The organism is Enterobacter bugandensis, from assembly GCF_900324475.1.
Taxonomy (GTDB): domain Bacteria; phylum Pseudomonadota; class Gammaproteobacteria; order Enterobacterales; family Enterobacteriaceae; genus Enterobacter; species Enterobacter bugandensis.
Genome location: NZ_LT992502.1, coordinates 3,786,453 through 3,798,745, shown reverse-complemented (window position 1 = coordinate 3,798,745; position 12,293 = coordinate 3,786,453). Strand labels below are relative to the sequence as shown.

At 55.9% G+C, this 12,293-nt stretch carries 11 protein-coding genes; 6 read left to right on the top strand and 5 right to left on the bottom strand.

Annotated features, from left to right (window positions below; all coding sequences use genetic code 11):
• Positions 1–38: 38 nt before the first annotated feature.
• From xni to queF, 5 genes are all read right to left on the bottom strand, one after another.
• Positions 39–794 (bottom strand): flap endonuclease Xni, encoded by a 756-nt coding sequence (gene xni / locus DG357_RS18305; protein ID WP_028014270.1) that lies wholly within the window; start codon positions 792–794, stop codon positions 39–41.
• 112 nt (positions 795–906) lie between these two features.
• Entirely contained in the window at positions 907–2,274 is a 1,368-nt protein-coding gene (sdaB, locus tag DG357_RS18300; RefSeq protein ID WP_028014269.1) for an L-serine ammonia-lyase II, read from the bottom strand.
• Positions 2,275–2,339: 65 nt separating this feature from the next.
• Entirely contained in the window at positions 2,340–3,635 is a 1,296-nt protein-coding gene (locus DG357_RS18295; RefSeq protein ID WP_028014268.1) for an HAAAP family serine/threonine permease, read from the bottom strand.
• 514 nt (positions 3,636–4,149) lie between these two features.
• Positions 4,150–5,514 carry a nucleotide 5'-monophosphate nucleosidase PpnN gene (ppnN, locus tag DG357_RS18290; RefSeq protein WP_023309027.1) on the bottom strand — a complete coding sequence of 455 codons (1,365 nt, stop codon included), beginning with the start codon at positions 5,512–5,514 and terminating at the stop codon, positions 4,150–4,152.
• A gap of 114 nt (positions 5,515–5,628) precedes the next feature.
• Positions 5,629–6,471: an NADPH-dependent 7-cyano-7-deazaguanine reductase QueF gene (queF, locus tag DG357_RS18285; protein WP_088204215.1), complete on the bottom strand. Its 843-nt coding sequence runs from the start codon at positions 6,469–6,471 to the stop codon at positions 5,629–5,631.
• Between the two features lie 69 nt (positions 6,472–6,540).
• Between queF and syd the strand changes: the two genes are divergently transcribed.
• The 6 genes from syd (at position 6,541) to DG357_RS18250 (ending at position 12,281) form a co-directional block, all read left to right on the top strand.
• A complete protein-coding gene (gene syd / locus DG357_RS18280; RefSeq protein WP_088204214.1) occupies positions 6,541–7,086 on the top strand; it encodes a SecY-interacting protein in 546 nt (181 codons plus the stop codon).
• Between the two features lie 630 nt (positions 7,087–7,716).
• Positions 7,717–8,046, top strand: a complete 330-nt coding sequence (locus tag DG357_RS18275; RefSeq protein ID WP_028014265.1) for a YqcC family protein — start codon at positions 7,717–7,719, stop codon at positions 8,044–8,046.
• Positions 8,043–8,819, top strand: coding sequence for a tRNA pseudouridine(65) synthase TruC (gene truC, locus DG357_RS18270; protein WP_028014264.1), 777 nt, complete (start codon positions 8,043–8,045; stop codon positions 8,817–8,819). Before DG357_RS18275 ends, truC begins: the two co-directional genes overlap by 4 nt.
• 24 nt (positions 8,820–8,843) lie before the next feature.
• Positions 8,844–9,293, top strand: coding sequence for a flavodoxin (locus DG357_RS18265; RefSeq protein WP_028014263.1), 450 nt, complete (start codon positions 8,844–8,846; stop codon positions 9,291–9,293).
• 292 nt (positions 9,294–9,585) lie between these two features.
• Entirely contained in the window at positions 9,586–10,941 is a 1,356-nt protein-coding gene (gene gudP, locus DG357_RS18255) for a galactarate/glucarate/glycerate transporter GudP (RefSeq protein ID WP_041908405.1), read from the top strand.
• Positions 10,941–12,281 (top strand): enolase C-terminal domain-like protein, encoded by a 1,341-nt coding sequence (locus DG357_RS18250; RefSeq protein WP_088204303.1) that lies wholly within the window; start codon positions 10,941–10,943, stop codon positions 12,279–12,281. Before gudP ends, DG357_RS18250 begins: the two co-directional genes overlap by 1 nt.
• Positions 12,282–12,293 lie beyond the last annotated feature (12 nt).

Here is a 12,293-nt window from a genome sequence, read left to right as displayed (position 1 = left end):
CGCTGCGCTTACCGGGCCTACAAAACGGTGTTGACGTTTTAACGTTCTAACCGCAACTGCTGTAAATTCCCGTCCAGCTGTAAATCTGTCTGTAGCGTCGCCACCTCGCGGCAGATAAACGCCATCTCTTTATGCGCCTCCAGCTTCTTGCGCCACTTTTCTGGCACCTCATCCAGACGGGCGTAAATCCCTTCCAGACTCTGAAAATCGGTCAGCAACTGGGCGGCGCTCTTTGGTCCAATACCGGCGACACCCGGAACCTTAGAGCTGCTGATGCCTGCCAGACCCCAATAATCCGGCAGTTGCTCAGGCAAGACGCCGAACTCGCTGGCAATAAACGGCGCGTCCAGCCAGCGTTTTTGAAAATAGTCGCGAATGCGGATAGTTGGGGAGAGCAGCTGGCAGTAGCCTTTGTCAGTTGAAACGATAGTGGCCTGATGCCCGGCACTTGCCACTTTTACGGCCAGGGTGGCCGCGAGATCGTCGGCTTCATTGCCCTGTGCACCCCAGCAGGGGACGCCGCGCTGCTCAAAGGCGGCACGCAGAGCGGGCATTTCGGCATGGAGATCGTCCGGCATCGGCGCGCGTCCAGCCTTGTAGTCGGGCAGGCGCTGATGTCGCCAGCCGCTGTTGCGCGCTTCGTCATCAAACACGGCCACGACGTGCGTCGGCTCGCTGTGGCGAATAAGCTGCTCCAGCGCGTGCAGGCAGGTGTCCTTGCAGGGCGTGCCTTGTACCGCATGGATTCGGCGAATCAGATTGAGCGCGTCGACGATAAGCAAATGAACAGCCACAGATATTCTCCCTTAAATCTAATGGGTAAAGGGTATCACTGTAGGCAGGATGAAACGAATAGCGTGAGGGAAAACAGGAAGAAGCCTCGCAAAACGAGGCTTCCTGAGAGGCTTAATCGCAGGTTACGATCTTCATCGCCAGGCCGCCGCGAGAGGTTTCGCGGTATTTGGCGTTCATATCTTTACCGGTTTCGTACATGGTTTCGATAACTTTATCGAGACAGACGCGCGGCTCACTGGTGCGGCGCAGCGCCATACGCGCCGCGTTCACCGCTTTGACGGAGGCGATGGCGTTACGCTCGATGCACGGCACCTGTACCTGTCCGGCAACCGGATCGCAGGTTAGCCCCAGGTTATGTTCCATGCCGATTTCCGCAGCGATGCAGACCTGCGCCGGGCTTGCACCCAACAGTTCCGCCAGGCCCGCTGCCGCCATGGAGCATGCCACGCCGACTTCGCCCTGACAGCCTACTTCCGCACCGGAAATGGAGGCGTTCATTTTATACAGAGAACCAATCGCGCTGGCGACCAGCAGGTAGCGCGCCAGGGAGTTAGCGTTCACTTCACGGATAAACTTGTCGTAGTACGCCAGCACGGCCGGAACGATACCGCAGGCACCGTTGGTTGGCGCCGTGACGACGCGGCCCCCTGCGGCGTTCTCTTCGTTCACCGCCAGGGCGAACATGTTGATCCAGTCGACGACGGCCATCGGGTCCGTTGTCGTTTTGTCGGTGCTCACCAGCATACGACGTAGCGCCGCCGCACGACGCGGTACGCGAAGCTTGCCCGGCAGAACGCCTTCGGTGGTGATCCCGCGCTCAATGCCGCCGCGCATCACTTCCCAGACGCTAGCGAAGTGCTGTTCCAGCTCCTCTTTGCTGTGAAGGGCCAGCTCGTTTTTCATCATCAGGCCAGAGAGGGAAAGCCCCGTCTCCTGGCAGTGGCGCTGGAGATCCGCCGCGGTTTTGTACGGATACGGCACCTCAACAGAAGAGGTGGTGGTTTGACCAAAGTGGTCTTCGTCGACGATAAAGCCGCCGCCGATGGAGTAATACGTCTGGCTGTAAACCGCTTTGTCGCCGGCCAGCGCGGTAATGCGCATGCCGTTTTCGTGCAGCGACAGGTTGTCCGCATGGAAATTCATGCAGTGGTCAACCGGGAATTCAACCTCATGCTCACCGTTTGCCAGCAGCAAACGACCGTGGGTGTTCACGTCCTGGATGAAGCCAGGGATCGCGTCAATATCAACGGTATCCGGCAGATTTCCCGCCAGGCCCATGATAATGGCGATATCGGTATGGTGGCCTTTCCCGGTCAGGGAAAGCGAGCCGTACACATCGACAACCACGCGGGTGATGTCGTGCAGAATGCCGCGTGCAATCAAGTCATCCGTGAACTGCTTACCGGCTTTCATTGGTCCGACGGTGTGAGAGCTGGAAGGACCAATACCGATTTTGAAAATATCGAATACGCTAATCATGATGCGTCCATTGCTTTCAGTCAGAGGGGGAGGAGTGCGCCGCCCGAAGGCGGCGCGGGCGTTCATCAGAACATGGTGTACAGGGAGTAGAAGATCGCAGAGATAGCGATAAGGCCCATGATAACCACAAACACGTTGCTGACCTGGCCGCTGTACTTGCGCATGGCAGGCACTTTCTGAATCGCGTACATCGGCATCAGGAACAGAATCATCGCGATAACCGGGCCACCCAGGGTTTCAATCATGCCCAGGATGCTTGGGTTCAGGGTCGCTACCGCCCAGGTGGTGAGCAGCATGAACAGTGCAGTGATTTTGTTCAGCTTGTTGATTTCAATGCTCTTGCCTTTACCGCGCAGAGATTTAATCACCATACCGTTGAAGCCTTCACGCGCACCCAGGTAGTGGCCCAGGAAGGATTTGGTGATGGCGATCATCGCGATGATCGGTGCCATCCACGCAATCAGCGGTGCGTTAAAGTGGTTCGCCAGGTAAGACAGAATAGAGATGTTCTGTTCTTTCGCTGCCGCCAGGTCCGCCGGGGAGAGGCTCAGTACGCAGCTGAAGACGAAGAACATCACGGTCAGCACCATCATCACGTGAGCGCGGGCCAGGATGCTGGAGCACTTCTTCTCTGCACCATTACCGTACTCTTCGCGTTTCGCCACGGCGAAAGAGGAGATGATTGGGGAGTGGTTGAAGGAGAAGACCATTACCGGGATCGCCAGCCACAGGGTCATCAGCAGGCCGTTACCGGTCGCAGACGCGCTGCTCAGGGACAGGGTTTCCAGCGCTGCACCGTTCCACTGTGGGATCAGGTAGCAGGCCAGCAGCATCAGCGCAGCCACAAACGGGAAGACCAGCACGCTCATGGCCTTAACAATCATCTGCTCGCCGAAGCGCACGATGGTCATCATGCCGACGATCAGGATCAGAGACAGAATGGCACGCGGTGGCGGCGTCATGTGCAGCTGGTGCGTCATGAAGCTTTCAACGGTGTTGGTGATCGCCACGCTGTAGACGAGCAGGATTGGGTAAATCGCGAAGAAGTAGAGCAGGGTAATCAGTTTACCTGCGCCAACGCCGAAATGTTCTTCAACCACTTCGGTGATGTCTTCGCCCGGGTTTTTACCGGACAGCACGAAGCGGGTCAGACCGCGGTGTGCGAAGTAGGTCATCGGGAAGGCGATGATGGCCATGATGATCAGCGGAATCAGACCGCCGACGCCTGCGTTGATAGGAAGGAACAGTACACCAGCGCCGATTGCCGTGCCGTAAAGGCCCAGCATCCACATGGTATCCGTTTTGCGCCAACCACTTCGGGATTCAATCGAAGCAACGGTGCTGGTTTGAGTGGTTTCCATCTGTATCTCCTGGAGGAAGCAAATTGTCAGGTTTTTAGTCAAATCCGATGAAAAAGTGCCTGACGGTAATATGAAATTCGTTCAGTGACGGTTTTTTAATAATTTTCGCCCGTAACTATTGGCGGGCGGAAAGATACATTCTCGTTATGAATCTATCAGTGATCGCGATCCCAAATGCAATAATCCACTTATGATGTGGGCATCTTTAGACCATTTATCTGTTAAAAAAACATCAAATAGAATTTACGGGCGCGAAGGCTACCACCAACGACATGTGGGCTAAAAGAGCGGCCCGCAATATAGGTGTCTTCCGCTGTAAAGATATGGCTTTTTAGGATTTTCTTGCGGGTAATTTAGTTTAAGGCTGATAAATTACGGTTGTTAAATGGAGGTAATCGATTGCGTTCGCCGTAAGTTTGTTAAAGTTATAAGTGAGGCCTATGAATTGATTCGCTAATAAAAAAGCCGGGACCCGCTACAGGGTGCCCCGGCTTTGAGGAGAAGAAACTGAGCGTTACGTGCAGATTTCGTAGCACGGAATGTAGGCTGAACCCGGCAACTTCATGCGGTGTTGAGCCACAAAGCCCTGAAGCATGTCGTCCATACGGCGCATCATCTCCGGGTCGCCATGGATCTTGTACGGACCATACTGCTCAATCGCGCGGATGCCCATCTCCTTCACGTTGCCCGCCACAATCCCGGAGAAGGCGCGACGCAGGTCGGCGGCCAGCACTTCCACCGGCTGGTCCGGGTAGAGTTTCAGGTTCGCCATATTTTCATGGGTCGGCTCGAACGGGATCTGCAGGTCAGGCGCAATGCGGATTGACCAGTTAAAGCTGTACGCATCACCGGTATCACGACGATTCTCTTTCACCAGCGGCATCGCTTTTTTCATCTGGCGCGCCACTTCCGCCGCGTCATCAATGATGATGCGATAGTGACGACGCGCGGCTTCTCCCAGCGTATGCACGATAAACTCGTCCAGCACGCGGAAGTAGTCGGCGCTCTCTTTCGGGCCGGTCAGGATCAGCGGCAGAACCTGATCTTTGTTGGCCGGGTTCATCAGAATCCCCAGCAGATAGAGCAGCTCTTCCGCCGTTCCCACGCCGCCCGGGAAGATGATAATCCCGTGAGCGATACGAACAAACGCCTCAAGACGCTTCTCGATATCCGGCATGATAATCAGCTCATTGACCAGCGGGTTAGGCGGCTCAGCGGCGATGATTGACGGCTCGGTCATGCCGATAAACCGCCCCTCTTTGTAACGCTGCTGCGCATGACCCACGGCTGCACCTTTCATTGGTGCTTCCATTGCACCCGGACCACAGCCGGTACAGATATTCAGCTCGCGCAGGCCAAGCTGCGTTCCGACCCGACGGGCATAGAGATATTCGGTTTCGTTAATCGAGTGGCCGCCCCAGCAGACGACCATGTTCGGCGCCTCGCCAACGTGCAGGGCGCGGGCGTTGCGCAGAATAGAGAACACCAGGTTGGTGATATGAACGGAGCTTTCCAGGTCGAGATGCTGGAAGCGGCCCGCGTTGTGAATCTGCCCGTTAACAAACAGGATGTCGCGCAGGACGGCAAACAGGTTGGCCTGAAGGGAACGAATGATACGCCCGTCGACAAAGGCCTCTTCCGGCGGGTTGATCACTTCCAGTTTCACGCCACGCTCGCGGCGCAGCACGTTAATATCAAAGCTTTCGAAGCGGGACAGCAGTTCTTTACTGTTATCTGTCAGGCTTCCGGAGTTCAGTACGGCAAGTGAACAGTTACGAAACAGTTGATAAAGATCGCTGCTGGCCGTGCGTTTAAGCATGTCCACTTCCAGCTGCGACAACATATCCATTGAGCCAAGCGGGCTAATATGTGTAATCAAGTGAGCTCCTTATGGGACGATTATCGTCATTCCCTTTGATTACAATAGCCCTGGCGCGTGACGTTTCACAACACTTCGGCGGAATACCGCACGCATATTGTGAAAATATTTATATTATTGACGCACCAGCCGGCCCGTTGTTGGCACAAAATCGGTGTTGGTGCGCCACGGGTTAATGTCCAGCCCACCACGGCGGGTATAGCGTGCATAAACGCTCAGTTTCTCCGGCTGGCAGAAACGCTGAATATCGTTAAAAATACGCTCCACGCACTGCTCGTGAAATTCGTTGTGATGGCGGAACGACACCAGATAGCGCAGCAGTTTTTCCCGGTCAATTTTCGGGCCTCGGTACTGGATCTGCACCGAACCCCAGTCCGGCTGGTGGGTAATCAGGCAGTTGGACTTCAGCAAATGGCTGACCAGCGTCTCTTCAACCACTTTTCCGCCCGCCGCGTTTTCGAGGTAATCGGCGCTGAATTCATAATTCTCCACCTCGATGTCCTGCTCGTCGATGCAGGTTCCGTGGAAATGGGCAATGGGCTGTCCTTCCAGCTCGTGCAGGCGGTATAACGAGACGGACACGTTCCCCTGCGCGCAGGCGGCTAAATCCCGCTCCAGCGTTTGCTGAACCTCGTCCCAGCTGTTGAATCGGGTCTGGTTGAAGCTGTTGAGATAGAGCTTAAAGCTTTTGGACTCGACCAGGTTCACGCTGGCATAGTCCAGCTCAACGTGGCCCACGGCCACCTGCGGCAGACCGCGCGCGTTAAGCCAGGAGAGTTCGTACAGCGTCCAGATATCGCCGCCGACAAACGGCAATGCGTCCGCATGCAGTCCAAGAGGATCGCGGTTCAGGCTGCGCGGCACGCCCTGCAGCAGGCTTGCATCGTAGGTATCGCGGTAATCGGTCGATTTACCCAGCGTTAGGCCGGTTAACGCCTGATGATTTTCGTAAGACATGTTTCATAGCCACTTTACAGGTACACTTATGGGCAGAGTTTATCCTGTCTTACAAGAAGAGAGAAATCGGTGGACATCGAATCTGCAAATGCCCTTACTACCTTCACAACCCGCTATTGCGACGCGTGGCATGAAAAGCACGGAACATGGCCGCAAAGCGCTGATTTATATGGCGTGCCGTCGCCGTGCATTATCTCTTCGCAGGATGACTATGTTATCTGGCAGCCGAAGCCCAATACCGCTGAGCAAAATGTAAATGCGGTTGAACGGGCTATGGACCTTGTGGTACAACCAGCGGTTCACGCGTTTTATGCCACGCAGTTTGCAGGGGATATGCCCGCGCGCTTGGGTGATTTGACGCTGACGCTGTTGCAGACCTGGAGCGAAGACGATCTGCAGCGTGTTCAGGAAAACCTGATTGGTCATCTGGTCACGCAAAAACGCCTTAAGCTTTCTCCGACGCTCTTTATTGCCACGCTGGACAGCGAACTGGATGTGATATCCGTCTGCAACCTGTCCGGGGAAGTGATTAAAGAGACCATCGGTACCCGCAATCGCGAAACGCTCGCCCCCTCTCTTGCGGATTTCCTTACCCGGCTTGAGCCACTTCTGTAATCCATGATGCTACGGCGCGTGTGAGAGATCTCTTACAAGGTTTGTGAGAGATCGCTGGATCATTCAGTATTGCCTTATTTAATTCAGATTAATATCACTCTGTTTTTCAAAGAATTAGTTGTTCATCGCATCTTTTTTAGGGATTTCTTACGGCTTACAGTGCTGCAAGGGTGGGTTGTAAGACGAAGCGGAATAGCGGATTCTATCTCCGTCGACAGGACGCCGACACGAGAAACGAACATCAGGATGATGGCGTTTCTTACTCAGGACACGTCAGGATGGCGCTGCAGGAAGGCTTCAGGATGAAGCAAAAGGATAACGCAGGACGCGTAAGGGACACCTCCAGGAAGGAGAACGAGAACCGAACAGGATGGTCGGTGGGTCAGGAAGGCCAGGACGTTTCAGGATGAAACAAACACGTCAGGAAGATGTGTGCAGGATGCAAAAGGTATAAGGATGACCAGGCCTTCGGGCATCAGGAAAAGTTGTCACGGAAGAGCAGGGAGCACGAATTGTAGCTGGAATGCTGCGAAACGAACCGGGAGCACTGTTTTTACAGTGCTCCCTTTTTTATTTCTGTCTTCCGCAATGCTATGCTGCGCGCCGTTCACTTTTTCAGTTGAGGTTACTATGACGCAACACGATAGCGTTCGTGCTCAGTTGCACGCCATCGAAGCCCTTTTGCGCCAGCATCAGCTGTGGCAGGAGACCGCGCCGAATCCGGAAGCGTTTGCCAGTACCCAGCCATTCTGCCTGGATACGCTGGCACCGTTCGAGTGGCTCCAGTGGGTATTAATTCCGCGCATGCACGCGCTGCTGGAAGGCGGCCACCCTTTGCCGCAGGCGTTCGCCGTTTCTCCCTACTATGAAATGGCGCTTGAGGCGACGCACCCTGCGCGCGATGTGATGCTGGTTGAGCTGGAAAAACTGGACGCCCTGTTTGCCGGTGAAGAGGCATGACGCTGGAAATCCTCTATCAGGACGAGTGGCTGGTGGCGGTGAATAAACCGTCTGGCTGGCTGGTGCACCGCAGCTGGCTGGATCGCGATGAGAAAGTGGTGGTGATGCAAACCGTGCGCGACCAGATTGGTCAGCATGTGTTTACCGCGCACCGCCTCGACAGACCGACTTCCGGCGTGCTGCTGATGGGGCTTTCCAGCGAGGCGGGCCGCCTGCTGGCGCAGCAGTTCGAACAGCACCAGATCCAGAAGCGCTACCACGCGATCGTTCGTGGCTGGCTGACCGAATCCGCCACGCTGGACTATCCGCTGGTGGAGGAGCTGGACAAAATCGCCGATAAATTTGCCCGCGATGACAAAGGCCCGCAGCCCGCGGTGACGGATTATCGCGGCATGGCGACAACGGAAATGCCGGTAGCAACCAGCAAATTCCCCACCACACGCTACAGCCTGGTTGAGCTTTTGCCCAAAACCGGACGCAAGCACCAGCTTCGCCGTCATCTTGCGCACCTGCGCCACCCGATTATTGGCGACAGCAAGCACGGCGATCTGCGCCAGAACCGCAGCGCGGCAGAGCATTTTGGCTGTAACAGACTGATGCTTCACGCCAGCGAGCTTAGCCTGACTCACCCGTTTACCGGTGAACCACTGATTATTCGTGCCGGGCTGGACGACGTCTGGATGCAGGCGTTGTCACAGTTTGGCTGGCGGGGACAACTCCCCGAAAATGAAAGGGTTGAGTTTGTATCAGGCAACGTTCAGGATGAACGGTAAGCGCAATAATTACGGGAGCAAAGCATGGCTGAAGTAGGCATTTTTGTCGGCACGATGTATGGCAACTCGCTGCTGGTAGCGGAAGAGGCTGAGGCGATTTTGACAAGCCAGGGCCATAAAGCCACGGTCTATGAAGACCCGGAACTGGCGGACTGGGAAAAGTATAAAGATAAATACATTCTGGTAGTGACCTCCACCACCGGTCAGGGCGATCTCCCGGACAGTATCGTGCCGCTTTTCCAGGGCATTAAAGATCGGCTTGGCTACCAGCCGGACGTCCACTACGGCATTATTGCCCTCGGCGATAGCTCTTACGCCAACTTCTGCGGCGGCGGCAAGCAGTTCGATGCGCTTCTTCAGGAACAGAGCGCCCAGCGCGTCGGCGAGATGCTGTTGATTGATGCCGGTGAGCATCCTGAACCCGAAAGCGAGTCGAACCCGTGGGTTGAACACTGGGCAACGCTACTTAAATAGTTTCGTAGGCCGGGTAAGGCGTAGCCGCCACCCGGCAACAAAGCCGCATCAAATCCTCAATTCCGTGAAGTATCTTCCACTGCTTTGGGCTTATGCCTCAAACCACGTTCCCCACACTCATCAATGTTGTGTTTCTGCACGGTGAGCGAACCTGTCACTCCTTCATATACTTTTCCGGTCACAATAAAACGGCTTCACGCCGTACTAAAACGACAAAACTTATCTCATTCTGATTACCCTACCGGTGCTGTACAGAATGAACAGGCGAAAGCTATGTTTCAGGAGTGCAACAATGAGTACATTAAGCCACGCAGCGAGCAGCGCTGAAAAGCGCACTAATGCCCGCTACTGGATAGTGGTGATGCTGTTTATCGTCACGTCCTTTAACTATGGTGACCGCGCCACGCTGTCGATTGCCGGCTCGGAAATGGCAAAAGACATCGGCCTTGATCCGGTGGGCATGGGTTACGTTTTCTCTGCATTCTCGTGGGCCTACGTCATCGGCCAAATTCCTGGCGGCTGGCTGCTGGACCGTTTTGGCTCTAAACGCGTCTATTTCTGGTCCATCTTTATCTGGTCTGCTTTTACCCTTTTGCAGGGTTTCGTCGATATCTTCAGCGGCTTTGGCATTATCGTGGCGCTCTTTACGCTGCGCTTTCTGGTAGGCCTGGCGGAAGCCCCTTCCTTCCCGGGCAACAGCCGCATTGTCGCGGCCTGGTTTCCTGCGCAGGAGAGGGGAACAGCGGTGGCAATTTTTAACTCCGCCCAGTATTTCGCAACGGTGATCTTTGCGCCCATTATGGGCTGGCTGACGCATGAGGTGGGCTGGTCGCACGTCTTCTTCTTTATGGGCGGGCTTGGGATCGTCATCAGCTTTATCTGGCTGAAAGTGATCCACGAACCGAATCAGCACCCTGGCGTGAACAAGAAGGAGCTGGAATACATTGCTGAGGGCGGGGCGCTGATCAATATGGATCAGAAATCTGACAAAGCAAAAGTCCCCTTCAGCCAGAAATGGGCGCAGATCAAGCAGCTCGTCGGCTCGCGCATGATGATCGGTATCTATCTCGGTCAGTACTGTATCAACGCCTTAACTTACTTCTTTATCACCTGGTTCCCGGTTTATCTGGTGCAGGCGCGCGGCATGTCGATCCTCAAAGCGGGGTTTGTTGCCTCGGTCCCGGCAATCTGCGGCTTCATCGGCGGCGTGCTTGGCGGGGTCATTTCCGACTGGCTGATGCGCCGCACGGGTTCGCTGAACATCGCGCGTAAAACGCCGATTGTGCTCGGCATGCTGCTCTCCATGACCATGGTGTTCTGTAACTACGTCAGTGCCGAGTGGATGATTATCGGCTTTATGGCGATGGCCTTCTTCGGCAAAGGGATTGGCGCGCTGGGCTGGGCGGTGATGGCGGATACGGCACCGAAAGAGATTAGCGGCCTGAGCGGCGGTCTGTTCAATATGTTCGGCAACGTTTCCGGGATTGTCACGCCTATCGCTATCGGCTACATCGTCGGCACCACGGGGTCTTTCAACGGCGCGCTAATCTACGTTGGTGTGCATGCCCTGGTGGCGGTGCTGAGTTACCTGGTGCTGGTGGGCGATATTAAACGCGTCGAACTTAAACCTGTTGTGGAGCGCGGATGATGACAACACAATCAAGCCCTATCGTCACGGAAATGAAAGTTATCCCGGTGGCCGGTCAGGACAGCATGCTGCTCAATATTGGCGGCGCGCATAACGCATGGTTTACCCGCAATATCGTGGTGCTGACCGATAGCGCAGGCAATACCGGGGTGGGTGAAGCCCCCGGCGGGGAAGTGATCTACCAGACCCTGGTAGAGGCTATTCCACAGGTCGTGGGTCAGGAAGTGGCTCGTCTGAACAAGGTGGTTCAGCGGGTGCATAAGGGCAATCAGTCGGCGGACTTTGATACCTTCGGCAAGGGCGCGTGGACGTTTGAACTGCGCGTCAATGCGGTCGCCGCCCTGGAAGCGGCGCTGCTGGATTTACTCGGTAAAGCCCTTAACGTTCCGGTCTGCGAACTGCTGGGGCCGGGCAAACAGCGCGATGCGGTCACCGTGCTGGGCTATCTGTTCTACGTTGGCGATCGCAATAAAACCGATCTCCCCTATCTGGCTCGTTCACCGGGTGACCACGACTGGTATCAGCTGCGCCATCAGGAAGCGCTCTCCAGCGAGACGGTTGTGCGCCTGGCTGAAGCTGCGCAGGATCGCTACGGCTTTAAGGATTTCAAGCTGAAAGGCGGCGTGCTGCCCGGCGAGCAGGAGATTGAAACAGCCCGGGCGCTGAAAAAACGCTTCCCGGAGGCGCGCATCACCGTTGACCCGAACGGCGCCTGGCTGCTGGATGAGGCGATTAGCCTGTGTAAAGGTCTCGGGGACGTGCTGACCTACGCGGAAGACCCGTGCGGCGCGGAGCAGGGCTTCTCAGGCCGCGAGGTGATGGCCGAATTCCGCCGCGCAACCGGGCTGCCGGTTGCGACCAATATGATCGCCACCAACTGGCGCGAAATGGGCCACGCGGTGATGCTGAACGCCGTCGACATTCCGCTGGCAGACCCGCACTTCTGGACGCTCTCCGGCGCGGTGCGCGTGGCGCAGCTGTGCGATGACTGGGGCCTGACCTGGGGCTGCCACTCCAACAACCATTTCGATATCTCGCTGGCAATGTTTACCCACGTTGGCGCGGCGGCGCCGGGTAACCCGACCGCCATCGACACCCACTGGATTTGGCAGGAAGGCGAAGCTCGCCTGACGAAAAATCCGCTGGAGATCAAAAACGGTAAAATTGCCGTACCCGATGCGCCGGGGCTGGGCGTGGAGCTTGACTGGGATCAGGTTCATAAAGCCCATGAGGCGTATAAAAAGCTACCGGGCGGCGCGCGTAACGACGCGGGCCCGATGCAGTACCTTATCCCCGGCTGGACATTTGACCGTAAGCGCCCTGTTTTTGGACGTCACTGATAAAAGGATTAC